Source organism: Mesobacillus sp. S13, from assembly GCF_020422885.1.
Classification (GTDB): Bacteria; Bacillota; Bacilli; order Bacillales; family Cytobacillaceae; genus Mesobacillus; species Mesobacillus selenatarsenatis_A.
Genome location: NZ_CP084622.1, coordinates 3,584,150 through 3,609,346, shown reverse-complemented (window position 1 = coordinate 3,609,346; position 25,197 = coordinate 3,584,150). Strand labels below are relative to the sequence as shown.

Below are 25,197 nucleotides of genomic sequence, written 5' to 3'. Positions count from 1 at the left end.
TTCCATCCTAGTCTGGATTAATGCAAAATCAGCGTATTATTAAAAAATCATATTTTATCTTGAAATGTGCCTAAAAACCTGTTAACTTTATACACATGAATAAAAATTAACTAATATGAATAAATATTCGAACGCGAAGGAGTATGAAAAAATGGCTGAAAATAAAGTGGTGCTTGCCTATTCCGGCGGGCTTGATACATCTGTTGCAATTAAATGGCTTAAGGACCAGGGATACGCGGTAATAGCGTGCTGCCTTGATGTTGGTGAAGGAAAGGATCTTGAGTTCATAAAACAAAAAGCTTTGAAGGTCGGTGCGATTCAATCATACGTTTTGGATGTCAAAGAAGAATTCGCCAATGATTATGCACTTTATGCCCTTCAGGCACATGCACTTTACGAAGGCAAATATCCTCTGGTATCAGCGCTGTCACGTCCATTGATTTCTAAGAAACTAGTAGAAATAGCAGAAATGGAGGGGGCAACAGCTGTTGCGCATGGCTGCACAGGAAAAGGAAATGACCAGGTACGATTTGAGGTTTCCATCAAAGCATTGAATCCGGATCTTAAGGTCATTGCTCCTGTCCGTGAGTGGAAATGGTCACGTGAAGAAGAAATCGCTTATGCAGCCAACAATGGTATTCCGATTCCAATCAATCTCGACAGCCCGTTCTCCATCGACCAGAATCTTTGGGGAAGAAGCAATGAATGCGGAATCTTAGAGGATCCATGGCAGGCGCCTCCAGTTGAGGCCTATGAACTGACATCCGAGCTTGAAGATACGCCGGATACACCTGATCTCATTGAAATAGAATTTGTTGAAGGTGTTCCGACAGCGATTGATGGAAAAGCTTATCCTCTGTCAGAATTGATCCTTGAACTTAACAGTATCGCAGGCAAGCATGGTGTGGGAAGGATTGACCATGTGGAAAACCGTCTTGTCGGAATCAAGTCTCGTGAAGTATATGAAGCTCCTGCCGCGATGACATTGATCAAGGCTCACAAGGAACTGGAGGATATCACTCTCGTAAAAGAGGTAGCCCACTTCAAGCCGGTAATTGAGAAGAAGATGACCGAACTGATTTACGAAGGGCTATGGTTCTCTCCGCTAAAAGATGCTCTGGCAGCGTTCCTGAAATCAACACAGAAGCATGTAACAGGAACAGTTCGAGTCAAGCTTTTCAAAGGGCATGCGATCATTGAAGGCAGAAAATCTCCGTATTCCCTATACAATGAAAAACTGGCTACTTACACTGCTGACGATGAGTTCGACCATAATGCTGCCGTTGGATTCATCAATCTGTGGGGACTGCCAACAGTTGTCCACAGCATGGTCCAGGGCAAGAAGGTGACAGTGTGAAGAAATTATGGGGAGGCAGATTCACCGGATCCGCAGAGGATTGGGTCGATGAATTCGGTGCATCAATAGGCTTTGACCAGGAACTGGCAGAGCAGGATATTGAGGGCAGTATCGCCCACGCAACAATGCTTGCAAAGTGCGGAGTCATATCAGAAGCTGATGCAGAAAACATCATTGAAGGGTTACAGAAACTGAAGCAGCAAGCAGCAAATGGCGAACTGGAATACTCAGCCAAACTTGAGGATATCCATTTGAATATCGAACATTACCTAACTGAGTTGATCGGTCCTACGGGCGGCAAACTCCATACGGCAAGAAGCAGGAATGACCAGGTGGCGACTGATATGCATTTGTACTTGAAGGAGCAGGTGTCGGAAATCATCGAGTTGATCTCTGAGTTCCAAAGAACCTTGGTAGATCAGGCGGGACAAAACATTGAGACACTGATGCCGGGATATACTCATTTGCAAAGGGCGCAGCCAATCTCTTTTGCCCATCATCTCATGGCGTACTTCTGGATGCTTGACAGGGATAAACAGCGTTTTAAGGACAGTATGAAAAGAATCAATTTGTCACCGCTGGGTGCTGGGGCGCTTGCGGGAACTACTTTTCCGATTGACCGACATATGACAGCAGAAATTCTCGGGTTTGAGGGAATCTATGAAAACAGCCTTGATGCTGTGAGCGATCGTGATTTCATCCTTGAGTTCCTTTCAGACAGCTCGATTTTAATGATGCATCTTTCACGATTATGCGAGGAACTTATCCTTTGGTCGAGCCAGGAGTTTCAGTTCATCGAACTATCGGATGCTTTCACAACAGGAAGCAGCATCATGCCTCAGAAGAAGAATCCGGATATGGCCGAATTGATCCGCGGAAAAACTGGCCGTGTCTATGGAAGCCTGATGGGACTTTTGACTGTATTGAAAGGATTGCCTTTAGCGTATAACAAGGATATGCAGGAAGATAAAGAAGGCATGTTTGATACTGTCAAAACAGTGAAGGGCTCATTGAAGATTTTCGCTGGCATGGTCAGTGAGATGAAGGTGAAATCGGAGGAAATGGCTCAATCAGTGAAAAAGGATTTTTCTAATGCAACAGAGCTGGCTGATTATCTGGCAGCGAAAGGGGTACCTTTCCGTGAAGCGCATGAAATCGTCGGCAAGCTTGTCCTGGAGTGTATCCAAAAAGGCTGTTATCTCGCAGACCTGCCATTGGAAGCTTACAAATCAACAAACCCATTGTTTGAAGAAGATATTTTCGAGGCATTGAATCCTTATAATGCCGTTAAAAGACGAAACAGCGCTGGAGGCACCGGTTTTTCACAAGTAGAACTTCAGATCGAAAGAGGAAAAGCATCATTATAAATGAAAAAAGCACGAAGTATCAATAGGAAGATACTTCGTGCTTTTTGTATGTTCAGTAAGGTTAACTTTCTTGGTCTGTCCGGACAACCAGGACATCACAGGATGCATAGCGGGTAATATGCTCGGAGACACTTCCGATGAAGAAGCGTTCCACTGCGTTCATTCCTGTTGCTCCGCAAATAATCAGGTCGGCGTTGTATTTCTTTGCAACATCTTTCGCAATCTTGACCTTTGGTGAACCATAATCGATGTCATACTCTACGTCTTTGATACCGGCTTCAATTGCCTGCTGCTTGTAGTTTTCCATCAATTCTGTAGCAAACTGTGTCGCACGCTCTGAAATCGTGCGGTCATATGCCTCAACAGTAGCAAAGGTGCGTAAATCGATTATGTGGGTCATGACCAGACTCGCATCGTTTCTCTTTGCGATCTCAATGGCTTTTTTAAAAGCCCATGCTGCTTGTTTAGAACCATCCACGGCAACTAAAATGTTCTTATAGTAAAGTGCCATAGTTCTCGCCTCCTTTACCTATATTATACAACAGTTTCCTGGGTATAGCTGTGACAATCCAACGAAAACTATAGATGCAAGCATCATATTGAAGGAGGGTTTTCCATGGATAAAAAGGAACAGCGCGGCCAGTCATTTTATGATTACGACGATCAAGGTGTCATGCAGGTAAACCAGCAAATCATGGATTCATACAACAGTGGTGTAGTCCCGCAGGAACAGATGAAATCAGCAGCAGAAAACAACGAGGATTATAAGTAGAAGCTGTTTTTGAATAGTATTTGGCTGCCAATTCGCCTGCTACTTTCTCTATTGAAAATGAAGAATTGTCTGGTTGAATGGATAAAGAGGCTTGCTGGAATCAATGTCAGCAAGCCTTTTTATCTTCTATTATTACTTCCTTAAAAATTAAAAATATACAGAATAGTATATTTTAGGGAAATTTGTACGAATTGTTTTGCCAAAAGCATTTTTTTCTACTAAAATGAAAGTGTTTTCATCTTGCCTTCAGTATTTTTTTACTCACTGGAAAAATGATATAGTGGTGGCATGGCTGAAATGGTAGTGCAATTATAATTATAGGAGGTATGCAATAATGCGTATCGGTGTACCTAAAGAGATAAAAAATAATGAAAATCGTGTGGCTATGACGCCTGCAGGTGTAGTTAACCTTGTTAATTTCGGACACGAAGTTTTCATTGAGACTGGAGCAGGAATCGGCTCAAGTTTTACAGATGAGGACTACAAAGCTGCCGGTGCTCTGATCGTTGGAAGTGCAGAAGAAGCATGGGCACAGGATATGGTCATGAAGGTTAAAGAACCTCTTGCAGAAGAATACGGATATTTCCGCGAAGGTTTAATTTTATTTACATATTTACACCTTGCTCCAGAACCAGAGCTGACCAAGGCTTTGATCGAGAACAAGGTTGTCGGTATTGCATATGAAACAGTGCAGCTGGCTAATGGTTCACTTCCTTTGCTTACACCTATGAGTGAGGTCGCTGGCCGTATGTCCACACAAATCGGTGCGCAGTTCCTAGAGAAAGTTCACGGTGGAAAAGGAATCCTGCTTGGCGGCGTTCCAGGTGTACAAAGAGGGAAAGTTACAATCATCGGTGGCGGAGTAGCTGGCACAAACGCAGCGAAAATGGCTGTAGGCCTTGGTGCTCAGGTCACAATGATCGACTTGAACCCAGACCGACTACGTCAGCTTGATGACATCTTTGGTTCTGACATTACAACGCTAATGTCCAATCCTTTGAACATTGCTGAAGCGGTCAAAGCATCTGACCTCGTAATCGGTGCTGTATTGATTCCGGGTGCGAAGGCTCCTAAGCTTGTGACAGAAGAAATGATTCAGTCGATGAACCCAGGTTCAGTTGTTGTCGATATCGCTATCGACCAGGGTGGAATCTTCGAAACAACAGACAGAATCACGACACATGACAATCCTACTTATGAAAAGCATGGCGTCGTTCACTATGCAGTTGCCAATATGCCTGGTGCTGTTCCTAGAACAAGCACAATTGCATTAACAAATGTAACAGTGCCTTACGCTGTTCAAATTGCGAACAAAGGCTACAAGCAGGCTTGCCTGGACAACGAAGCTTTGTTGAAAGGAATCAACACGCTTAATGGCTATGTGACTTACCAGGCAGTAGCAGAAGCGCATAACCTTGTATACTCTGAAACAAAAACATTGTTAGAGCAAATTTAATTTTTCGGGATCCGGATGAAATATTCCGGATCTTTTATTATTGAGCTGGATAAAGCAACTCTATTTATCACAAAGCTGTTTAAAATCTTTCAATTTTAGCGTATATTATTTATGGGATATACGGGTTCTAGTTGCTAGAATGTCCGTGTTAATTTGTTATTGAGGAGTGTCATGATGGAAAAAGTACTTGTTTTTGGACATAAAAATCCTGATACGGATACAATTTGCTCTGCCATTGCCTATGCTAACTTGAAGCAAAAGCTTGGTGTCGATGCCGAAGCTGTGCGTTTGGGCCATGTTAATGGAGAAACTCAGTATGCTCTTGATTACTTCAAAGCTGAAGCACCACGCCTTGCGGGTAGAGTTTCAGAAGAAGTGGATCAGGTCATCCTGGTTGACCACAATGAACGCCAGCAGAGCGCTGATGATATTACGGATGTTCAAATCCTCGAGGTTATCGACCACCACCGTGTGGCAAATTTTGAGACGAGCGATCCGCTTTATTTCCGTGTTGAGCCAGTAGGCTGCACGGCGACAATCCTAAATAAAATGTACAAGGAAAACAATGTAGAAATCGACAAGAAAATCGCAGGACTAATGCTGTCGGCGATCATTTCTGATTCATTATTATTCAAGTCCCCGACTTGCACAGACCAGGACGTTGCAGCAGCACGTGAATTGGCTGAAATCGCAGGTGTGGATGCTGAGGAATATGGTCTTGAAATGCTGAAAGCTGGCGCGGACCTCAGCAGCAAAACAATCGAAGAGCTTATTTCACTTGACGCCAAGGAATTCCAAATGGGAGAATCCAAGGTTGAAATTGCACAGGTAAACACAGTTGATGTCAATGACGTTCTTTTACGCAGAGTGGAGCTTGAAGAAGCATTGATCAATAAAGTGACCGAAAAGAATCTTGGTCTTTTCTTGCTGGTCATCACAGATATTTTGACGAATGATTCTGCAGCGCTTGCGATTGGTGAAAAGGCAGCCGCTGTTGAAGAAGCATTCAATGTAACTCTTGAAAATAACACAGCGACTCTTAAAGGTGTCGTCTCCCGCAAGAAACAGGTCGTTCCAGTATTGACAAACGTACTTGCGAAGTAACACTTAACAAAAACCGTCCTACCTAATTTGGCAGGACGGTTTTTTAGGTTTTACGCAAGCTTCTCGGTTCTGGCAGAAGCTTTCTTCAACTTTAATGTTATATAAGCAAAATAGAGGAAAGCGGCAATTGAGAAGTAAATCCACGCATTGGCAACCTGATCTGTCTTCCATAATCCTGTCATGGCCAGCAGTGCCGGGAAGGTCAATGTCAGCCATGACTGGACCATCGCAACCTTTCCGATATAAACGTCAATCTTCTTGCCCATTCCCATTGATAAAAAGAACAGGAACCATAGATAGGCCCACATCAGCCATGTAAGAGCGCTGACTATGTCTTCGAAATGAATGAAGGCAACTGCCGCATAAATGACGGCGAGGACTGCAACCCAGAGGGAGTACCATCCAAGCCCGGTGCCATCAAGTTCTTTCCATAATGTCAATCCGACATATAAATAGGTGAAACCAAATAGAAAGATGCTTGCAAGGCTGTAGATCGTCCAGTTGTTCTGGTCTGATACAGCAATCAAGTAAAAGGGCACAATGACTTGCAATGCCCCGATGAATAAATTGAATACTGCCACGCTTTTCGCGTTAGCCTTCCCTAAAAGCATCAAGCTGTTCAGGAAAAGTGCTGCGCCTGATAATAATAAGCCTGCGTCTCCCATGATGTATGCCGACCAAGTTGATCAGCTCGTTCCTCCTTTACTTGCAAAAAATAGGGTGAATAAGAAAGAGCAACCCCATTATCCATTCAGGATAACGAAATTGCCCCCTTGTTAATTTTCAAATAATCAATTAAACCATTTTCTTGGACATATCTACCTTATCCATATCCTTGGATGTAAAATAACCTGGAAGAATTTCATCGATTGTCGTTTCTTTAACATCCCCGTTAAGGTTGGCAAGGTAAATTTTTGTATCGTCAGTTGCGAACTCAGCAATTACCTGGCGGCAGGCGCCGCAAGGAGAAACAGGACCTTCAGTATCAGCGACTACTGCAATCGCCTTGATTTCGGTGTCCCCTTCAGAAACGGCCTTGAAAATAGCTGTTCTTTCGGCACAGTTCGTCAGGCCAAACGAGGCATTTTCTATATTGCAGCCAAGATAGACATGATCATTACTTGTGATAATTGCAGCGCCAACCTGAAACTTAGAATATGGAACGTATGCTTTGCTTCTTGCATCAATAGCTTTTTCAACAAGCGTTTTTTTATCCATCGTCCATTCCCCATTCCCGTTTGATATTTTTATGCTTAATATGAAGACTCAGATGTCAAGCCGTTAACGATTGCTACACCAGAGCTTGCGCCAATTCTTGTTGCGCCAGCTTCGATCATGTTCTGTGCATCCTCAAGGCTTCTGACTCCGCCTGATGCTTTAACGCCAAGATCAGGGCCAACTGTTTTTCTCATAAGGGCGATATCTTCAACAGTCGCTCCGCCAGTTGAGAACCCAGTTGAGGTCTTCACGAAATCTGCTCCTGCATTGACAGAAAGCTTGCATGCCATTTCTTTTTCCTCATCAGTAAGAAGGCAAGTTTCAATGATGACCTTAGTCAATGCTTTGCCTTTTGCAGCGTCAACTACTGCTTTGATATCTTTTTCAACCAAGTCATATTGCTTGTCTTTCAATGCGCCGATATTGATGACCATATCAACTTCAGTTGCGCCATTTTCGATTGCATTCTTCGTTTCGAATGCTTTTACTTCAGAAGTTGTAGCTCCAAGAGGGAAGCCAATTACTGTACATACTTCAACACCCTCAACATCCTTAAGGATTTCAGATGCCTTCTTTACCCAAGTAGGGTTAACGCAAACAGAAGCAAATTTATATTCTTTTGCTTCCTCAGCCAGCTTTACAATCTCCGCTTCGGTTGCATTTGCTTTAAGTAATGTGTGGTCGATCATTCTTGCTAAATCGTTCGTCATTAAGTTCAAACCCTTTCTGTATAAAAATTAGTTGAAACGCTTTCATCCAAAAATAAAAATATATAACCCAAACATATTATGTGTCACTTACATGAATAATATATCAGGTAGGTGAACATATGTAAATAACCATATGAACATATGTAAAAATAAAAAATGGAAATACATGAATTTGTCATAATTCCTCTCAAAATTTTCTTTTGACTTTAATAGGGGATTTCATTATAGTTGCTATATAAAATTCAATAAAATCATCCTGCATTCGCGGGAGAGGTTCATAGCGGACACCCTCTATAAAAAACTATGGCTTTGAAAAATTTCAACCATATCCCAGAGGATATGGTTTTTTATTTGATAAGCAAAGTTTCTGGGCCTCGAAAGCGTTGCAGATCAAATAGGAGGCTTTTAACATGGCTGGAAGAAAAGATGAGGAAATGAAAGATTTGACATTGCTAGGCAATCAGGGAACAAAATATTTATTTGAGTACACTCCAGAAATCCTTGAAACGTTTGAAAATAAACACCCGTACCGTGATTACTTTGTAAAATTCAACACACCGGAATTCACAAGTCTTTGCCCGATCACAGGACAGCCTGACTTTGCATCGATATATATCAGCTACATTCCCGACAAATTGATGGTTGAAAGCAAAGCGCTGAAACTATATCTATTCAGCTTCAGAAACCACGGTGATTTTCATGAAGACTGCATGAACATCATCATGAATGACCTGATCAAGCTGATGGATCCAAGGTATATTGAGGTGTGGGGCAAATTCACGCCAAGAGGCGGCATCTCAATCGATCCGTATACCAATTATGGCAAGCCAGGAACGAAGTATGAAGAAATGGCAAACTACCGAATGATGAACCACGATATGTATCCGGAAAAAGTGGATAATCGCTAACTCTGAAAGAGCAGCTGCACATGCTGCTCTTTTTAATTGGAAAAAAACACGGATATTTTCCAATTCGCTATAAAAAGTTGAAACTCGCTATAAAAGATAAAAAGTCGCTATATAAAAATGAAAATCGCTATATAAAGTAAAAACTCGCTATATAAAAATAAAAGTCGCTATATAAAATCTAAATCGATATTTGAGCTATGGAAATTCGCCTTTTCAACCAATAAAAAACTGCCTGGTTCACTTGAACCAGACAGTTTTGCGTATATTTTACGATACATATACCAATTCTTTAGGGAATTTCGTTAAGATTTCGATTCCATCCTCGGTAATGACGACATCATCTTCAATTCTTACGCCCGCAACGCCTGGTACATAAATTCCTGGTTCGGCGGTGAATACCATTCCTTTTTCCATTACTAAAGGATTTGTGCTGGTCAAAGATGGATACTCGTGGACGCTGACTCCGAGTCCGTGCCCAAGGCGGTGAGGGAAGTAGTCACCATATCCGGCTTCCTCAATCACACGTCGTGCTGCAATGTCGACCTCTGAACAGGCAACACCAGCTCGTGCAGTATCCAAGGCTTTCAACTGTGCTTTCAATACGGTGTTATAAATTTCTTCCTGCTTGTTGTTAATCTCACCGTAAGCAACGGTCCTTGTGATATCCGAGCAGTAGCCATCCATCACAACACCTAGGTCAAATAAGACTAGGTCACCTTTCTTGATTTTTGTCAGGCCAGGTGTCCCGTGCGGAGCTGCTGCATTTGCACCCGTAAGGACCATGGTTGAAAACGACATCTGCGTTACGCCTTTTTTCTTCAATTCGTATTCGATCGCTGCAAGGACATCCAGTTCGGTTTTGCCTTCCTGGATTTCATTAACCCCTGTCTGGATGGCAAAGTCGGCTAGCTCACACGCTACTCGCAATTTCTGCAATTCTTCTTCACTTTTGATCATCCGCATCAGGCGAAGTTTTTCTTCTGCCGAAACAAATTCGGAGCCACCAAACAGGGCAGACATCTTTTCATAGCGTTCTACATTCAATTGTTCCTTCTCAATCGCTGTTTTCTTAATGGAAGGAACGCGCTTCTTAATCGCGTTGTAAGCAAGTTCCATGGAATCATCGGTATCGCTGTAGCCGATAATTTCAAGCTCCCATCCTGCATTTTTCGCATTTTCCTTATCCATTGCCGGACAAATCATGAAAGGCTCCGCATCCTGGAATACCGCTACAGCCAGCAGTCTTTCGTGGGGATCGCTTAAAAATCCGCTAAGGTAAAATACATTGTCAGGAGATGTAACAAAAGTGACGTCGACACCATTGTCCTTCATCCATCCTGATAACGCAGTCAATCTCTCAGTCATATAAATTCCTCCTCTGATATGTACATCACACTATGAGAGTAGCAATTCGCTGGTGAAAAGTAAAACTTTTAACGAAAGAGGTTGTTGGGTATAAAGAAAATGGAAGAAGGAGATAGACAAAGGGTGTTGAAATAATTTAGTAAGATGGCTTTTTTCGCTAAAGCTGCTTGAGAAGTCTTTAGCCAGAAAAGTCTTGAATGAAAGGAGAGAGAATATGAAAGTATCTTATCACGGCCATTCTGTTGTTAAAATCGAAACAAATGGGAAGACGATTCTGATTGATCCATTCATTACAGGCAATGATCTGACTGATCTGAAAGTGGAGGATGTGAAGCCGGATGTCATCATCCTCACACATGCCCATGGGGACCATTTGGGGGACACGGTTGAGCTGGCAAAAAAGCATGACTCACTCGTCATCGCCAACTTCGAAGTGGCTACATACTTAAGCTGGAAAGGCTTGAACACGCACGGCATGTCGATTGGCGGAGCTTATGAATTCGATTTTGGCAAGGTCAAAATGACGCCTGCCTTCCATGGAACAGGCATGGTCACTGAAAACAATGAAATCATTTATGGCGGCATGCCTGCTGGGATTCTGTTCATGGCAGAAGGGAAGACGGTGTTCCATGCAGGTGACACGGGGCTGTTTTCGGACATGAAGCTGATTGGGGAGAGACATCCAATTGACCTGGCATTCCTGCCGATCGGCGACAATTTTACAATGGGTCCGGAAGATGCGGCATTGGCGGCGGAATTCCTGGATGCAAAGCAAGTGGTGCCGATCCATTTCAATACATTCCCGCCAATCAAACAGGATCCGCATGCTTTTGTAAACATGCTTAAGAAAAATAAAGGCACCGTTCTCGAAGCAGGAGAGGCAATTGAATTATAAGGAAGTGACAAGGCTGCACATAAAGTTGTGCAGCTTTTTCTATTTAACATGCTAATTTTATCAAAGAAAGCATAGATATTAACTAAGACAACCTGTAGGAGGGAAATAATGAAGAAAAACCGTTACTTGCTATACCTGCTGTTATGCGGCATGATGCTTTACATAGGTATGCCGGAGCTCAACTTCCAGATGGGAGGAAAAGAAGCATTGTTTGCCGGTTCATGGCTCTTCCTGGCGCTTCTCGTCTTCGCAGGGAACCTGGCAGCCTTTCTTTACACGCCAAAGAAACGTTCAAGGGTGGCTAACAGGAAAATGGAGAACAGTTTGAAAAGAAAATCAAGAGTTTACACTGGCTGAGAGAATCAGCCAGTTTTTCTTTTATATAGGCTCTGTTAAAGCCCAATGTTGATTTTTAACATCTTGTTGATTGTAGTGGAAGGCGCGAAGACTCCTGCGGGGTGAGCAAGTCATGGGGAGACCCCGCAGGCGCGTGAAGCGCCGAGGAGGCTCCCCGACTGCCCGCGGAAAGCGAAGCGCGTGGAACGAAAATCAACAGTCAAAATTAACAGAGCCTTTATATAAAGGACTTACTTCCTAATTAAATTGAATCCAACCCTTATAAACCTTATAATAATAATGGATAGAACTACTTTGAACGGAAAATTATTAAAAAGGGTGAAAGTCTTGGCAACTAAGCATGAACAAATACTTCAATATATAGATGAATTGCCAATAGGAGAAAAAATATCGGTACGCCAAATCGCCAAGGCGCTGAACGTAAGCGAAGGAACTGCATATAGAGCCATTAAGGATGCTGAAAATAAAGGGTATGTCAGCACGATTGAGCGTGTCGGCACCATCCGGATTGAACGGAAAAAGAAAGAGAACATAGAGAAGCTTACCTTTGCGGAGGTTGTCAATATCGTTGATGGCCAGGTCCTCGGCGGACGTGCCGGGCTTCATAAAACATTGAACAAATTCGTCATCGGGGCGATGAAGCTTGAAGCCATGATGCGTTACACAGGTGCTGGGAACTTGCTCATCGTCGGCAACCGCGACAAAGCGCATGAGCAGGCGCTCAGGGCTGGGGCTGCTGTGTTAGTGACTGGGGGCTTCGATACCGAGGACCATGTAAAAAAGCTGGCAGACGAGCTACAGCTGCCGATCATCTCAAGCAGCTACGATACTTTTACAGTCGCGACAATGATCAACCGTGCGATTTATGATCAGTTGATCAAAAAGGAAATTATCCTTGTGGAGGACATCCTGACACCTGTTACTGAGACGATTTTCCTCAAGGCCAATGAGCGTGTATCTGATTGGTACCGGCATAAGGATGAAACCCTGCACAGCCGCTTCCCGGTAGTGGACCAGAATATGAAAGTCATCGGCATGATCACATCGAAGGATGTTATGGGGCATGAACAGGACACCTTGATTGAAAAAATCATGACGAAGAACCCGATGACCGTTAGCGGGTCTACGAGTGTCGCTTCATCCGCCCACATGATGGTGTGGGAAGGGATTGAAGTACTTCCCGTTGTGGATGATGCTAACAGGCTCCAAGGCATAGTCAGCAGGCAGGATGTGCTGAAGGCCCTTCAAATGATTCAGCGCCAGCCGCAGGTGGGGGAGACCCTGGATGACACCGTTACAAACCAGCTCGTCCTGGCAAAGGGAAAAACAAAGGATGAAGACATTTTCCGCTGTCAGGTGACACCGCAGATGACGAATCATCTTGGAACGATTTCATATGGCGTGTTTACAACGATTGTTACAGAAGCCGCGAACCGCGTGCTGCGGGGCTATAAAAAAGGTGACCTGGTTGTCGAGAATATGACAATCTATTTTATTAAGCCAGTCCAGATTGACAGTGTGATCGAGATTTACCCGAAGGTGCTTGAAGTAGGACGGAAGTTCGGAAAAGTCGACATCGAAGCCTTCAATGACGGAATTCTTGTAGGCAAAGCGATGATGATGTGCCAGCTGATTGACAGGCATTAATAAACGTGAAAACAAGTCGATAGTCAATAAAAGATGAAAAAAAGCCGATCCCTAACCGGATCGGCTTTTTTGTGTCCTAGTTTTCCTGTGCTTCCTTCGCAGCGTGCGGGAGATAGAACTTATATGCTTTGATACCCGCCCATACACTCATCGAACCCATAATAATGAATATGGCACTTACGATGTAGGTAACAGTCGTCTGGAAAAGAAAGAGCTGGTTGATTCCAAAAAGTCCGACGAACAATCCAAGAGCGATGCTTGATTTGGCCGAAAGCCAACTGCGCTCTGCAGGTCTTTTACTGCGGACATATTTAATCTTGTAAAAGATATAGAAGACAAATGAAAGAACGATCAAAAATACGAGAATAGGCATTGCAATTCCTCCAAATTCATAATCCACTCTATTTTACAGCTTATCAAGGGGGATTGCCAGGCAAACATTGGAGAATGGGATGCAGAAATTTTGCCAGATGATGTTCTGCTTTTCTTTTCCAAAAAATATGTTCATAATTAAGATATGAAAAAGATGGAGGAGCATTTTGATGAAAGAGCAAATACTTGAGGCTATTGAAAATTATGAAACAATCATTATCCATCGTCATGTGAGACCAGACCCTGATGCATACGGTTCACAGGGAGGGCTGGCTGAAATTCTGAAGGCTTCGTACCCTGAAAAGACAATCTACACTGTTGGGGCTGAGGAGCCATCGCTTCATTATTTAAGAAGGCTTGATTCAATTTCAGACGATACCTTTAGAGGGGCGCTAGTCATTGTCTGTGATACAGCGAATGCTGAGCGGATTTGCGATGAGCGCTACCGTTTAGGTGAGCAGCTTGTGAAGATCGACCATCACCCGAATGAAGATCCATACGGTGATCTTCAATGGGTGGATACTTCGGCAAGCTCTACGAGTGAAATGATTTATGAGTTTTACCTCACTTTCAAGGATAAGGGACTGAAGATGTCAGACGCGGCAGCCAGATTGCTGTATGCGGGAATTGTTGGCGACACTGGCCGATTCCTGTATCCGAGTACGACTAACAAAACTTTTGCCTACGCAGGAGAATTGATTCACTATAACTTCTCACGTACAGAGCTTTATGACAGAATGTATGAGCTGGCTCCAAATGTGGTGAAGTTGAACGGATACATCCTCCAGAACTTCGAGCTGCTGGAAAATGGTGCGGCCAAGGTAGTGATGAAACGTGAGCTGCTTGATCAGTACTCTGTTAAGCCATCTGAAGCTTCATTGCTTGTGAGTGAACTGGGAAATGTCAGGGGAATCAAGGCTTGGGTATTCTTCATTGAGGAAGAAGATCAAATCAGGGTCCGACTTCGTTCCAAAGGGCCTGTCATCAATACGATTGCCAGGAACTATAATGGTGGTGGCCATCCTTTGGCTGCAGGAGCGTCCATTTACTCATGGGACGATGTAGACAAGGTTCTTGACGACCTAATTAATGCATGCAAAGAATAACAATATAAAGGTGCGCTTCATCATGGAAGCGCACCTTTTCAATTTAAATTATCTATTATTAAAATACACCTGTAAGGCACTTGAGATTTCCGCATTCGAACCATCAGATTTGATATTATAGTGGTCACCATCAAGGGAAGCGGTAAAATCGGTGATTCCTTGCTGTTTTAAGAAGTCATCGATGTCAGAAAGATTTTCACCCTGGTTTTTGAGGCTTTTTTGACCGACAAAATGATCATTCACATAAATATCGTACTGGTCCTCATTCAATTTCACCTGATTATCACGGTCATTGTTGTTCATGGCGTAAGCCGGGAATAAACCACCTCCGACACCACTGCCGCTATTTCCTGCTCCATTGTTAAAGCTCATCTGAATTCCTCCTGTATTCACCTTTTCATATACTTTATAATTCCCGTATCTTAAAGGAGTCACACAAACAGATAATAACTGGGGGGAATTACCTATGTTCAGATTCAGACAGCTTTCGTGAGGAAGGCATCAAAGCTGTCAAGAAAACGCGGTTATTGTGACAGGTTCAGGTGTTCAGAGGCCAAAGCTGTCAAGAAAACGCGGTTATAGTGACAGGTTTTGTGGTTCAGAGGCCAAAGCTGTCAAGAAAACGCGGTTATTGCGACAGGTTCAGGTGTTCAGAGGCCAAAGCTGTCAAGAAAACGCGGTTATTGCGACAGGTTCAGGTGTTCAGAGCCCAAAGCTGTCAAAAAAAAGCCGGGACATGACAGCTTTCAAGCAGAAAGCTCCTATACTGTCAGAAAGAAGCTGTACTCGAGCAAGAGTTCCGGTGCTCTCTCCCAAACAGCCAAGATAACCGGCTCACCAATCAATCCAAGCTAATCTCGACCTGGATGCTTACCGAAGTATAGATGACCATCGATTTGATTTTTAGTTTATAGCGTTTGTCGTTCACTTTGATGGATTTGTTTTCAATGACTTTGGTGATCAAGTCCCGGCTTTTGAAAACGGAATCTAAATCCTTGGCTAGGAGCATGTTCAATTGCCCCTTGGTTTCCTCCTCGATTTCATAGATGCTGAGTGTATCAAGATATTTTTTATATTTTTGGTCGTTAACAATCTTTACTTTAATCTCCTGGACGGTCAGTTTTTCCTGATTTTTTTTATTTAATTCCGCGTAATCATCCATCCAGATTTGAATATCACTTTTTAGTTCAGCAATTTCATCTTTTTGTTCGTGGATGGTCTTTGCATTTTTTTCCAGGGATACTCCATTGATATATAGGAACACGCACCAGCTCAAGACAGCGCCTATGGCCATGCCAGAAAAGAATCTTTGCCATTCAGGTTTGCGGTAATAAGGAGGGATCCTCATTTTAGACATGCTCCTGGGTCAGCCAGTTGATAATCAGTGCTCCTGTCTGTGCACCGCCCATGGCTGTGAGGATCAAAAGGAATTGCTTGAAAATATCTTTTGTTTCACCATTTAAAAGCCCTCGTTCAAAGCTGTATACGGTATCAAAGGTACCGCCGATGGCAGCGATGATGGCCCAAATCCTGATGGAGCTCGAGAAGCGGGCAATTTCCGTCATTAAGGGCTGTCCTGTCAAAAAAGCGGCCAAGCCGCCAATAAGCGAGCCGCCAAGCAAAACACCGAGCGCGATAAAATAGGCTTCGAATAGATGGGAAGCAAATGGCTGATTCACATAAAACACCCTCAGTAAATGATAGATTTTTTCCTCGTAATTCATCATATGGACAATCTACATGCAATATGTTTAAACTTCCATGAACAAATGAGAACATATTTTCTTTTTTTGCCTAAAAAGCCTATAATGAAAGAAGATGAACCTAACCTTTAAGGGTGTGAGAGAAATGCCATTTATTCACCTTCATGTCTATAGTGCATACAGTCTGCTTACGAGTACGGCGACAGTAGAGCAGCTAGTCCGCGATGCCAGGGCAAAAGGATTTTCCGCACTCGCACTGACGGATCGCAATGTAATGTACGGAACAGTCGCATTTTACAAGGAATGCCTGAGGAACTCGCTCAAACCTTTGATGGGCCTGACGGTTGACGTGGTCAGCCCGACTTTGGAACACGAGTCCTTTCCGCTTGTGCTGCTCGCGAAAAACAACGAGGGATTCCAGAACCTGATCAAGATTTCAAGTGCTGTACAGACAAAATCACCTGAGGGAATACCGGTGAAATGGCTGAAGCATTATGCTGCTGGACTATTTGCCCTTACTCCCGGGACTCAGGGAGAAATAGAGTATTATTTAACGAACGGTGAAAAAGAGAAAGCGCTAGAAACGCTGGATTTATATAAGCAGATATTCGGCAAGGATCATTTTTACCTAGCCATTCAGGATCAGGGCCTTCCAGGACAAAGGGAGCTGGTTGAACAGCTGGCAAAAATGGGGACGGAAACCGACACTCCACTGGCTGCTTCCAACCAGGTGCATTATTTGGAAAAAGAAGATGCATTTGCACAGGAATGCCTGCTGGCGATCAGAAATGGGGAGAAACTCCAAGATGATGCGCGCGAAAGGCTGGGCAGCAGCGAGTTTTACCTAAAGCCGGCAAAAGAAATGGGTGAGCTGTTCTCAGATTATCCTGAAGCATTGGAGAATACCCTGAAAATAGCGGAGAACTGCAATGTCATGCTTGACTTTGAAACTAGGCATCTTCCTAAGTACCCAGTAGAACCGGGGAAAAATGCAGACGGAATGCTCGAGGAACTATGTTTTCAAGGACTAAAAGAACGGTACGGAAATCCGTCCCAAAAGCATATAGACCGACTGAAATATGAGTTATCAATCATTAAGAAAATGAATTTCAGCGATTACTTCCTGATCGTCTGGGATTTCATAAAATACTCGCGTGAAAGAGGAATCCTTATCGGTCCGGGCCGTGGGTCAGCGGCTGGCTCGATTGTTTCGTATGTATTGTATATAACCGATGCCGACCCGATAGAACATAATCTTCTTTTCGAAAGGTTCCTGAATCCTGAACGAATATCGATGCCAGATATCGATATCGACTTCCCTGATAACCGCAGGGACGAAGTGATTGAATATGTTGCATCAAAATACGGAGAGCTTCATGTAGCACAGATTGCTACTTTCGGAACACTTGCTGCGAAGGCAGCGGTAAGGGATGTAGGCCGCGTATTCGGCTTAAACGCGAAGGAGCTCGATCGACTGTCAAGACTTGTACCATCAAGGCTTGGTATTACTCTCCAAGACGCAATCAAGGAATCGGCCGGATTAAGGAGTTTTATCGAAGAATCGACTAAGAATAAGAGAATCCTTGAAACGGCCATCAAACTCGAAGGCTTGCCTCGTCATACTTCCACACATGCTGCGGGGGTCGTAATCAGTGAACAGCCGCTTACCAGTGTCGTGCCGATCCAGTCTGGCCAGTCGAAAGTGTTCCTTACCCAGTATTCCATGGACCACCTTGAAGAATTAGGATTGTTGAAGATGGACTTCCTCGGCTTAAGGAATTTGACTTTAATCGATTCGATCCTTCAGTCCATCAAGCAAAAAACAAGGCGAGAGCTGGATATTCACGATATTCCGGCTGAAGATAAAGAAACATTCGAGATGCTTGGCAGAGGAGAGACGACAGGTATTTTCCAGCTTGAATCCGATGGGATGAGAAAGGTACTGACAAGGCTGGAACCAACGAGATTTGAGGATATTGTCGCGGTCAACGCGCTTTATCGTCCCGGCCCGATGGAGAATATCCCATTGTTCATTGACCGCAAGCACGGAAGGCAGCAGATCGACTATTATCATAAGGACCTCGAATACATTCTCCGTGATACATATGGAGTCATTGTTTACCAGGAGCAAATCATGCAAATCGCTTCTCAGATGGCCGGGTTTTCACTCGGCGAAGCGGATTTGCTGAGGAGAGCCGTTTCAAAGAAGAAGAAGGAAGTCCTTGCCCAGGAACGTGAACATTTTGTGAATGGCGCTTTAAGGAAGGGATATGGCGAGCAAACAGCGAATCTTGTCTATGATTTGATTGTCCGATTCGCCAACTACGGCTTTAACCGCAGCCACGCTGTCGCATACAGCATGATTGCCTATCAGCTCTCTTATCTCAAAGCGCATTATCCGCTCTATTTTATGGCGGCGCTGCTTACGTCGGCAATCGGTAATGATGTGAAAATCGCACAGTATGCAAGAGAGCTGCAGCAAATGGGGATCAAACTTCTTCCTCCTTCAATCAATAAAAGTGCATTCAGCTTCCAGCCAGAAGGGGATGGTGTCCGGTATAGTCTTGCTGGCATTAAAGGAGCCGGAATTGCCTCCCTGAAGGAGATATTCCAGGCGAGAAGAAACCAGCCATTTAAGGATATATTTGATTTTTGTATCCGGGTTCCTCAGAAGGCTGCCTCAAGAAAAGTGCTTGAAGCATTGATTTATTCAGGCGCTTTTGATGAATTCGGCCAGGACCGCGCCGTCCTTTTAGCCACGATTGATGTAGCGATTGAACATGCACAGCTTGTGGCTCCAGATGACTCCGGCCAGATAGATATGTTCACGGAAGCAGAGTTTTCCTTGAAGCCGAAATATACCCAGGTCGACCCGATGCGGATTGAAGATAAGCTCAGCCTGGAAAAGGACGTACTTGGAGTCTATTTGTCAAAGCACCCTGCTTCCATTTACGAAAAGGAATTCAAGGCAGCTGGTGTTGAAAATATCAGCTCGAAATCTCCGGGAAGCAAAGTGAGGCTTGGAGTCTATATCACGGATGAAAAGAAAATCCGGACGAAAAAAGGCGAAGCAATGGCCTTCCTTACCATTAGCGATGCAAGCGGGGAAACAGATGCAGTTGTCTTCCCATCTGCATATAAGCAGTATGGAAATGTGCTGAACCAGGGGCAAATGGCACTGTTGGAAGGCAAGTTCGATGAACGCGAAGGAAAGAGCCAATTTATCGTGAACAAAGTACTCGAACTTGAAAAAGAAGCAAAAAAAGAACCTGTTTTATATTTGCGGATCGCGAAAGGAACGGACAGCGCCAGAAAGATGAACGAACTTAAAGCTTTATTGAAAAAACATCATGGAGAAGTACCAGTAATCGTGTATAACGAAGAGACCGAAAAATCGCTGCTGCTGCCGGACGACTTTAGCGTGAACACAGAACGAGGAAGTATGGAAGATTTGAAGAAGGTATTGGGTGACAGTCATGTCGTCCTGAAAAATTAGTTCTTTACAAGTATAATAGATGTGTTATATTGGAAAAGGATATGTGTGGTCAGACCACTGAATGTTTTTCTATACCAGGACTTTTTATTATTCTCATGTTTGGCGGAAATGCTGCCTTCTCCGGTTCATAGCTGGATTAAAAGTAGTGGATTCCCCATAATTTGACGATGAAAGCCTATTACTAAGGAGTGGACCTGAGTTGACTTTACGTGAAGAAGCTTTGCACATGCACCGTGTAAACAAAGGAAAATTAGAGTCAAAATCAAAAGTGCCTGTAAGGAATGCCAGAGATTTAAGCCTTGCTTATTCTCCAGGAGTGGCAGAGCCTTGCAAGGAAATATATGATAAGCCGGAAACTGTTTTTGATTATACAATGAAAGGCAATATGGTTGCGGTTGTTTCTGATGGCACAGCGGTATTGGGTCTCGGTAATATCGGTCCTGAAGCGGCACTTCCAGTAATGGAAGGAAAAGCAGTTCTTTTCAAGAGCTTTGCAGGTGTCGATGCCTTTCCAATCTGTTTGAGTACAACGGATGTGGATAAGATTGTCGAGACGGTGAAGCTGCTTGAACCAACATTCGGCGGAGTCAATCTCGAGGATATCGCAGCGCCAAACTGCTTCGCGATCGAAGAACGCTTGAAAAAAGAAACGAATATTCCAGTATTCCACGATGACCAGCATGGAACTGCAATTGTCACTGTGGCGGGTCTCGTGAATGCCTTGAAAATTGTTGGCAAAAAGATGAATGAAATAAAAGTCGTCGCGAACGGAGCAGGAGCTGCGGGAATTGCGATCATTAAGCTTCTTTATTCTTACGGAGTCCGGGACATCATCATGTGCGATACAAAGGGGGCGATCTATGAAGGCCGCCCTAACGGAATGAATGCCATCAAGGACGAAGTGGCTAAATTTACGAACCGCGACAATGTGGAAGGGTCCCTTGCTGACGCCATCAAAGGAGCAGATGTATTCATCGGAGTATCTGTCGCAGGAGCGCTGACTTCTGAAATGGTACAGACAATGAATAATGATCCAATCATTTTTGCGATGGCAAATCCTGTGCCGGAAATCATGCCTGATGAAGCGAAGGCAGCAGGAGCGGCGGTTATTGGTACTGGCCGATCCGATTTCCCAAATCAGGTAAATAATGTTCTCGCATTCCCGGGAATCTTCCGCGGTGCATTGGATGCCAGGGCTACTCATATCAATGAAAAAATGAAAGTAGCTGCTGTTAACGCAATCGCTAGCCTGATTGAGGAATCAGAGCTTTCAAGTGATTACGTCATTCCAGGACCGTTTGATCCACGTGTGGCACCTGCTGTTGCAGCGGCTGTTGCGAACGCAGCGATGGAAACCGGCGTCGCACGTATTAAAGTGGATCCGGAAGAAGTCAAAGAGCGGACCGAGCGTCTTGCATTGATTGGAAAAGGTGAGTGATCACTTAGTGGGACAGCCTGAAAAAAACACAAAAGTCTATGTGGAAATCGTCAGGCAGCTAAGGGAAATGATTAATAAAGACGGCTTAAAGCCAGGAGATAAAATCCCATCCGAACGTGAACTTTCAGAGCGCCTGAATGCCGGGCGCTCCTCCGTTCGGGAGGCCTTGCGTGCTCTTGAGCTTCTCGGCTTGATCGAGACGAGAAGAGGAGAAGGAACGTTTATCAGGGACTTCCGCGGCAACCAGCTTGTCCAATTATTAAGCACCTTTATCCTGCAGGATGAAAAAGCCAAAGACGATGTAGTCGAAACGAAAAATATGATTGAGGTGGATTGTCTATACCTGGCTGCTGAAAAGTTACAGGAAGGCGAAATCCGAAGACTAAAGGCCTGGATTGATGACCATAATTTTGAGGACGAGGAATTTTTCAAGAAAATTGCCGAACTTGCCGACAATCATCTATTTTATCGAATTTGGTATATATTGAATGATTATTATGATGCCCTTCAGTTGAAGGTATCACCAGCTGAAAAAGCAGATTATCACACACTGGTAGACTCACTTGAAACAAAAAGAGGAGATTTGATCCTGGAAAGGTATCGCATGCTGCGGAAAATGTCGACAGACTGACGACAGGAAGTAACATCTTTTGATGAAAGGATGTTATATACTTGTGGACATGCCTAAGATGCCTGGAGGGCCGCTCTCTTTCTTTTTTGGAATAGTGGTCTGGCCACTTAGTGCTTTATTCCTAAATTTAGGATATTACAAAACAACCAGTATTATTCGGAGGGGGTTTTAACTTGCTTAAGGAACTTTTTACTAAAACGAAAAAGAAAAAGTACGCGACAATTCCTTCTGAAGCAGCGAAGCAGGATGTTCCTGAAGGAATCATGACCAAATGCCCGAACTGCAAGAAAATCATGTATACAAAAGAACTGAATAAAAATTGCAAGGTATGTTTGCAATGCGGATATCATCATCAGATGAATTCTGCGGAGAGGATCAATAGTTTTCTTGATACGGGAAGTTTCCATGAACTGGATCGCGAAATGATTTCAGGAAATCCATTGGGCTTTCCAGAATATGTGGAAAAGCTCGACAAGGACAGGCAAAAGACAGGATTAAATGAAGCCGTGGTAACGGGATTAGGCAGTGTGAACGGCTATGATGTCGCCATTGCCATAATGGATGCAACATTCAGAATGGGAAGCATGGGATCCGTTGTAGGAGAAAAGATCACAAGGGCGATTGAAAAAGCCGATGAACTCTCGATCCCATTCATCATTTTCACTGCATCAGGCGGAGCCAGAATGCAAGAAGGTGTCCTAAGTTTGATGCAAATGGCCAAAACTAGCGTCGCTTTGAAAAGATTCAGTGATAATGGCGGGTTGATCATCTCAATCATGACTCATCCGACAACAGGAGGAGTTTCTGCGAGCTTTGCCTCCCTTGGAGATTACAACCTAGCTGAACCGGGAGCTTTGATTGGCTTTGCGGGGAGAAGAATCATTGAGCAAACCATTCGTGAAGAGCTGCCGGAAGACTTTCAGACATCTGAATTTTTACTAAAGCATGGCCAGCTTGACGCCGTAATCTCAAGAACGGAACTAAAGGAAAAAATCGCGGGAATACTTGAAATCCATCAGCCAGGAGGGACATTCGAATGGCAGGAGAACTAGAGTTTGAGAAACCGATATTAGAATTAAGAAAAAAAATTAGCGAGCTAAAGGAATTTACCAAGACGGCGGATGTGGATCTTACGTCTGAAATAGATAAACTCGAAGCAAGGCTCCAGAAGCTTGAATCAGAAATATATGAGAACATGAAGCCGTGGGATAGAGTGCAGATTGCCCGTCATCCAGACCGTCCGACAACGCTTGAATATATCTCTTTGCTGTTCACAGACTTTTTTGAATGTCATGGTGACAGGACATTTGGCGATGATGAAGCTATTGTTGGCGGTATTGCGAAGTTCCATGGCTATCCTGTGACCGTCATCGGCCATCAGCGCGGAAAGGATACTAAGGAAAATATCCGCAGAAACTTTGGTATGCCACATCCTGAAGGGTACAGGAAAGCTTTGCGTTTGATGAAGCAAGCTGAAAAATTCAAGCGTCCGATCATTTGCTTCATAGATACGAAGGGAGCTTATCCAGGAAAAGCCGCAGAAGAGCGTGGACAGAGTGAAGCGATTGCCCGGAATCTATTCGAGATGGCTGGACTTACAGTTCCGGTAATCTGTGTGGTTATAGGAGAAGGCGGAAGCGGCGGTGCGCTGGCTCTTGGAGTTGGCAACTACATTCACATGCTGGAAAACTCCACCTACTCCGTTATTTCACCTGAAGGCGCAGCTGCGATTCTCTGGAAAGATTCTTCTTTGGCGAAAAAAGCAGCTGAAACGATGAAGATTACAGCTCCAGACCTTAAAGAGCTTGGAATCATCGATCAAATTATCCCGGAAGTAAAGGGCGGGGCTCATAAAGATCTAAAGCAACAGGCGAAGTATATGGATAAAATTCTAAAAGATTCAATGTCCGAACTGCTTGTGCTCGATGAAGAATCACTGCTGAGCCAACGCTATGATAAATACAAACGAATTGGAGAGTTTTCGTTTCCAACTGAGTTTATAGGGGTAAAATAAAACGTGCCAATCAGCACGTTTTATTTTTTATTTTATAAAAAAATGCTTGACAACTCGGACATGTGCCTAAAAACAGTCTTCAATGCGAAAGCAGATGTACTAAAATCCCTATTGAAGCGCTTGCAATTACGTGATAATTCCGTCTTATTGTCAATATTGAGGATTCAGTTGAGATACGGTATTCTACGTGGTATTTTAGAAATATTCCCGGGTATTCTGTTCATAATAAGATAAGCTAATAACAGGATACTACAGTGATTAGTTTTTGGTACAGTACATACTGAATGAGGTGAAATGATGAAAAGAATTGGTGTTTTGACGAGCGGCGGAGATTCGCCCGGCATGAATGCGGCCGTACGTGCGGTTGTCAGGAAAGCAATTTACCATGATGTAGAGGTTTATGGTGTATTTGGCGGTTACGCTGGCTTGATGAGCGGAAATATTAAAAAGCTGGAACTTGGATCGGTCGGAGATATCATCCATCGTGGAGGCACATTCCTTTATTCTGCGAGAAGCGAAGAATTCAAGACAAAGGAAGGCCAGCAAAAAGGAATTGAGCAATTGAATAAACTCGGCATTGACGGACTTGTCGTCATTGGCGGAGACGGTTCTTACAGGGGAGCTAAAGCGTTGACAGAGCAGGGTTACCCATGTGTTGGTGTTCCTGGAACAATCGACAATGATATCCCAGGTACTGAATTCACAATCGGATTTGATACAGCGCTTAACACTGTTATTGATGCTATCGATAAAATCCGTGATACTGCTTCTTCACATGAAAGAACGTTTGTAGTCGAAGTAATGGGACGCAACGCTGGTGATTTGGCATTGTGGGCTGGACTGGCAGGTGGTGCGGAAACAATCCTGATTCCTGAAGATCCGCACGATATGAAGGATATAGCACACCGCTTGAAAAAAGGACATGAACGTGGTAAAAAGCACAGTATCATTGTGGTAGCCGAAGGTGTCATGAACGGTTATGACTTCGCAAAGCAACTGCAGGAAGAGACTGACTTTGATACACGTGTAACGGTTCTTGGACATGTTCAGCGCGGCGGAACGCCTACAGCATTCGACCGTGTACTAGCAAGCAGACTGGGAGCACGGGCAGTAGAGCTTCTCTTGGAAGGAAAAGGCGGACGTGCAGTAGGAATGGAAAACAATCAACTAGTTGATTACGATATCATTGAAGCTTTGGCAAAAGAACACACTGTTGACTTGAACTTATATAAATTATCGAAAGAGCTTTCTATTTAATCTCTTTACAGTAAACCAGGAGGT

General features: G+C 43.8%; 25 protein-coding genes. 16 read left to right on the top strand and 9 right to left on the bottom strand.

All coding sequences use genetic code 11. The features are described from left to right. The first annotated feature begins 151 nt into the window (after nucleotides 1-151). Together LGO15_RS18445 and argH are read left to right on the top strand one after the other, a co-directional pair. Nucleotides 152-1,357: an argininosuccinate synthase gene (locus LGO15_RS18445; protein WP_226085489.1), complete on the top strand. Its 1,206-nt coding sequence runs from the start codon at nucleotides 152-154 to the stop codon at nucleotides 1,355-1,357. Further along, a complete protein-coding gene (argH, locus tag LGO15_RS18440) occupies nucleotides 1,354-2,724 on the top strand; it encodes an argininosuccinate lyase (protein ID WP_167832689.1) in 1,371 nt (456 codons plus the stop codon). The genes LGO15_RS18445 and argH overlap by 4 nt, the downstream gene beginning before the upstream one ends. Nucleotides 2,725-2,785: 61 nt before the next feature. Here the strand turns inward: argH and LGO15_RS18435 are convergent, their stop codons facing one another. Next, nucleotides 2,786-3,235: a universal stress protein gene (locus LGO15_RS18435; RefSeq protein ID WP_167832690.1), complete on the bottom strand. Its 450-nt coding sequence runs from the start codon at nucleotides 3,233-3,235 to the stop codon at nucleotides 2,786-2,788. A 105-nt stretch (nucleotides 3,236-3,340) separates the two neighbouring features. Here LGO15_RS18435 and LGO15_RS18430 point away from each other — a divergent pair, with 105 nt between their 5' ends. The 3 genes from LGO15_RS18430 (at nucleotide 3,341) to LGO15_RS18420 (ending at nucleotide 6,056) form a co-directional block, all read left to right on the top strand. Then, the gene (locus LGO15_RS18430; RefSeq protein ID WP_226085488.1) at nucleotides 3,341-3,496 is read left to right on the top strand and encodes a hypothetical protein; all 156 of its coding nucleotides are present in this window, start codon (nucleotides 3,341-3,343) and stop codon (nucleotides 3,494-3,496) included. 334 nt (nucleotides 3,497-3,830) lie between these two features. After that, nucleotides 3,831-4,952, top strand: a complete 1,122-nt coding sequence (gene ald / locus LGO15_RS18425) for an alanine dehydrogenase (protein WP_167832692.1) — start codon at nucleotides 3,831-3,833, stop codon at nucleotides 4,950-4,952. Between the two features lie 174 nt (nucleotides 4,953-5,126). Then, complete coding sequence (locus LGO15_RS18420; RefSeq protein WP_167832851.1) at nucleotides 5,127-6,056, top strand: manganese-dependent inorganic pyrophosphatase; 930 nt, start codon at nucleotides 5,127-5,129, stop codon at nucleotides 6,054-6,056. Between the two features lie 50 nt (nucleotides 6,057-6,106). On the opposite strand, the gene LGO15_RS18415 is transcribed toward LGO15_RS18420, so the two are convergent. From LGO15_RS18415 to deoC, 3 genes are all read right to left on the bottom strand, one after another. Next, nucleotides 6,107-6,721, bottom strand: coding sequence for an AmiS/UreI family transporter (locus LGO15_RS18415; RefSeq protein ID WP_226085487.1), 615 nt, complete (start codon nucleotides 6,719-6,721; stop codon nucleotides 6,107-6,109). 130 nt (nucleotides 6,722-6,851) lie between these two features. Then, nucleotides 6,852-7,274 carry a cytidine deaminase gene (locus tag LGO15_RS18410; RefSeq protein WP_226085486.1) on the bottom strand — a complete coding sequence of 141 codons (423 nt, stop codon included), beginning with the start codon at nucleotides 7,272-7,274 and terminating at the stop codon, nucleotides 6,852-6,854. A gap of 35 nt (nucleotides 7,275-7,309) precedes the next feature. Then, complete coding sequence (gene deoC, locus LGO15_RS18405; RefSeq protein WP_226085485.1) at nucleotides 7,310-7,984, bottom strand: deoxyribose-phosphate aldolase; 675 nt, start codon at nucleotides 7,982-7,984, stop codon at nucleotides 7,310-7,312. Nucleotides 7,985-8,394: 410 nt separating this feature from the next. Between deoC and queF the strand changes: the two genes are divergently transcribed. After that, entirely contained in the window at nucleotides 8,395-8,892 is a 498-nt protein-coding gene (gene queF / locus LGO15_RS18400) for a preQ(1) synthase (RefSeq protein ID WP_226085484.1), read from the top strand. Between the two features lie 267 nt (nucleotides 8,893-9,159). Here queF and LGO15_RS18395 read toward each other — a convergent pair whose 3' ends face one another. Next, entirely contained in the window at nucleotides 9,160-10,257 is a 1,098-nt protein-coding gene (locus tag LGO15_RS18395) for a M24 family metallopeptidase (RefSeq protein WP_226085483.1), read from the bottom strand. 214 nt (nucleotides 10,258-10,471) lie between these two features. Here LGO15_RS18395 and LGO15_RS18390 point away from each other — a divergent pair, with 214 nt between their 5' ends. From LGO15_RS18390 to LGO15_RS18380, 3 genes are all read left to right on the top strand, one after another. After that, nucleotides 10,472-11,152, top strand: a complete 681-nt coding sequence (locus LGO15_RS18390; RefSeq protein WP_167832696.1) for a metal-dependent hydrolase — start codon at nucleotides 10,472-10,474, stop codon at nucleotides 11,150-11,152. Between the two features lie 108 nt (nucleotides 11,153-11,260). Beyond that, nucleotides 11,261-11,509 carry a hypothetical protein gene (locus tag LGO15_RS18385; protein ID WP_209437968.1) on the top strand — a complete coding sequence of 83 codons (249 nt, stop codon included), beginning with the start codon at nucleotides 11,261-11,263 and terminating at the stop codon, nucleotides 11,507-11,509. Nucleotides 11,510-11,836: 327 nt separating this feature from the next. Continuing rightward, nucleotides 11,837-13,156 (top strand): CBS domain-containing protein, encoded by a 1,320-nt coding sequence (locus tag LGO15_RS18380; protein ID WP_226085482.1) that lies wholly within the window; start codon nucleotides 11,837-11,839, stop codon nucleotides 13,154-13,156. 76 nt (nucleotides 13,157-13,232) lie between these two features. Here LGO15_RS18380 and LGO15_RS18375 read toward each other — a convergent pair whose 3' ends face one another. Then, entirely contained in the window at nucleotides 13,233-13,529 is a 297-nt protein-coding gene (locus tag LGO15_RS18375; protein ID WP_167832698.1) for a YtpI family protein, read from the bottom strand. A 169-nt stretch (nucleotides 13,530-13,698) separates the two neighbouring features. On the opposite strand from LGO15_RS18375, the gene LGO15_RS18370 reads away from it, so the two are divergent. Then, nucleotides 13,699-14,634, top strand: coding sequence for a DHH family phosphoesterase (locus tag LGO15_RS18370; RefSeq protein WP_226085481.1), 936 nt, complete (start codon nucleotides 13,699-13,701; stop codon nucleotides 14,632-14,634). 48 nt (nucleotides 14,635-14,682) lie between these two features. On the opposite strand, the gene LGO15_RS18365 is transcribed toward LGO15_RS18370, so the two are convergent. From LGO15_RS18365 to LGO15_RS18355, 3 genes are all read right to left on the bottom strand, one after another. Then, complete coding sequence (locus LGO15_RS18365; RefSeq protein ID WP_167832700.1) at nucleotides 14,683-15,006, bottom strand: hypothetical protein; 324 nt, start codon at nucleotides 15,004-15,006, stop codon at nucleotides 14,683-14,685. 469 nt (nucleotides 15,007-15,475) lie between these two features. Then, on the bottom strand, nucleotides 15,476-15,982 hold the full coding sequence (gene ytrI / locus LGO15_RS18360) for a sporulation membrane protein YtrI (protein WP_167832701.1): 507 nt from the start codon (nucleotides 15,980-15,982) through the stop codon (nucleotides 15,476-15,478). A 1-nt stretch (nucleotide 15,983) separates the two neighbouring features. Next, nucleotides 15,984-16,358, bottom strand: coding sequence for a sporulation membrane protein YtrH (locus tag LGO15_RS18355; RefSeq protein ID WP_413231410.1), 375 nt, complete (start codon nucleotides 16,356-16,358; stop codon nucleotides 15,984-15,986). A 124-nt stretch (nucleotides 16,359-16,482) separates the two neighbouring features. Between LGO15_RS18355 and dnaE the strand changes: the two genes are divergently transcribed. The 6 genes from dnaE (at nucleotide 16,483) to pfkA (ending at nucleotide 25,173) form a co-directional block, all read left to right on the top strand. Next, a complete protein-coding gene (gene dnaE / locus LGO15_RS18350; RefSeq protein WP_226085480.1) occupies nucleotides 16,483-19,833 on the top strand; it encodes a DNA polymerase III subunit alpha in 3,351 nt (1,116 codons plus the stop codon). Between the two features lie 199 nt (nucleotides 19,834-20,032). Then, nucleotides 20,033-21,271, top strand: a complete 1,239-nt coding sequence (locus LGO15_RS18345; protein ID WP_167832703.1) for an NADP-dependent malic enzyme — start codon at nucleotides 20,033-20,035, stop codon at nucleotides 21,269-21,271. 67 nt (nucleotides 21,272-21,338) lie between these two features. Further along, nucleotides 21,339-21,902 (top strand): FadR/GntR family transcriptional regulator, encoded by a 564-nt coding sequence (locus LGO15_RS18340; protein WP_209437974.1) that lies wholly within the window; start codon nucleotides 21,339-21,341, stop codon nucleotides 21,900-21,902. 173 nt (nucleotides 21,903-22,075) lie between these two features. After that, a complete protein-coding gene (accD, locus tag LGO15_RS18335) occupies nucleotides 22,076-22,954 on the top strand; it encodes an acetyl-CoA carboxylase, carboxyltransferase subunit beta (RefSeq protein WP_226085479.1) in 879 nt (292 codons plus the stop codon). Beyond that, a complete protein-coding gene (accA, locus tag LGO15_RS18330) occupies nucleotides 22,939-23,916 on the top strand; it encodes an acetyl-CoA carboxylase carboxyl transferase subunit alpha (RefSeq protein WP_167832706.1) in 978 nt (325 codons plus the stop codon). Before accD ends, accA begins: the two co-directional genes overlap by 16 nt. A gap of 297 nt (nucleotides 23,917-24,213) precedes the next feature. Next, nucleotides 24,214-25,173: a 6-phosphofructokinase gene (gene pfkA / locus LGO15_RS18325; RefSeq protein WP_167832852.1), complete on the top strand. Its 960-nt coding sequence runs from the start codon at nucleotides 24,214-24,216 to the stop codon at nucleotides 25,171-25,173. Nucleotides 25,174-25,197 lie beyond the last annotated feature (24 nt).

Bases quoted from the DNA above. Each gene is read 5' to 3' on its own strand.
- LGO15_RS18445 (WP_226085489.1), top strand. From the start codon at position 152: ATGGCTGAAAATAAAGTGGTGCTTGCCTATTCCGGCGGGCTTGATACA.
- LGO15_RS18435 (WP_167832690.1), bottom strand. From the start codon at position 3,235: ATGGCACTTTACTATAAGAACATTTTAGTTGCCGTGGATGGTTCTAAA.
- LGO15_RS18430 (WP_226085488.1), top strand. From the start codon at position 3,341: ATGGATAAAAAGGAACAGCGCGGCCAGTCATTTTATGATTACGACGAT.
- ald (WP_167832692.1), top strand. From the start codon at position 3,831: ATGCGTATCGGTGTACCTAAAGAGATAAAAAATAATGAAAATCGTGTG.
- LGO15_RS18420 (WP_167832851.1), top strand. From the start codon at position 5,127: ATGGAAAAAGTACTTGTTTTTGGACATAAAAATCCTGATACGGATACA.
- LGO15_RS18415 (WP_226085487.1), bottom strand. From the start codon at position 6,721: ATGGGAGACGCAGGCTTATTATTATCAGGCGCAGCACTTTTCCTGAAC.
- LGO15_RS18410 (WP_226085486.1), bottom strand. From the start codon at position 7,274: ATGGATAAAAAAACGCTTGTTGAAAAAGCTATTGATGCAAGAAGCAAA.
- deoC (WP_226085485.1), bottom strand. From the start codon at position 7,984: ATGACGAACGATTTAGCAAGAATGATCGACCACACATTACTTAAAGCA.
- queF (WP_226085484.1), top strand. From the start codon at position 8,395: ATGGCTGGAAGAAAAGATGAGGAAATGAAAGATTTGACATTGCTAGGC.
- LGO15_RS18395 (WP_226085483.1), bottom strand. From the start codon at position 10,257: ATGACTGAGAGATTGACTGCGTTATCAGGATGGATGAAGGACAATGGT.
- LGO15_RS18390 (WP_167832696.1), top strand. From the start codon at position 10,472: ATGAAAGTATCTTATCACGGCCATTCTGTTGTTAAAATCGAAACAAAT.
- LGO15_RS18385 (WP_209437968.1), top strand. From the start codon at position 11,261: ATGAAGAAAAACCGTTACTTGCTATACCTGCTGTTATGCGGCATGATG.
- LGO15_RS18375 (WP_167832698.1), bottom strand. From the start codon at position 13,529: ATGCCTATTCTCGTATTTTTGATCGTTCTTTCATTTGTCTTCTATATC.
- LGO15_RS18370 (WP_226085481.1), top strand. From the start codon at position 13,699: ATGAAAGAGCAAATACTTGAGGCTATTGAAAATTATGAAACAATCATT.
- LGO15_RS18365 (WP_167832700.1), bottom strand. From the start codon at position 15,006: ATGAGCTTTAACAATGGAGCAGGAAATAGCGGCAGTGGTGTCGGAGGT.
- ytrI (WP_167832701.1), bottom strand. From the start codon at position 15,982: ATGAGGATCCCTCCTTATTACCGCAAACCTGAATGGCAAAGATTCTTT.
- LGO15_RS18355 (WP_413231410.1), bottom strand. From the start codon at position 16,358: ATGAATTACGAGGAAAAAATCTATCATTTACTGAGGGTGTTTTATGTG.
- dnaE (WP_226085480.1), top strand. From the start codon at position 16,483: ATGCCATTTATTCACCTTCATGTCTATAGTGCATACAGTCTGCTTACG.
- LGO15_RS18340 (WP_209437974.1), top strand. From the start codon at position 21,339: ATGATTAATAAAGACGGCTTAAAGCCAGGAGATAAAATCCCATCCGAA.
- accA (WP_167832706.1), top strand. From the start codon at position 22,939: ATGGCAGGAGAACTAGAGTTTGAGAAACCGATATTAGAATTAAGAAAA.
- pfkA (WP_167832852.1), top strand. From the start codon at position 24,214: ATGAAAAGAATTGGTGTTTTGACGAGCGGCGGAGATTCGCCCGGCATG.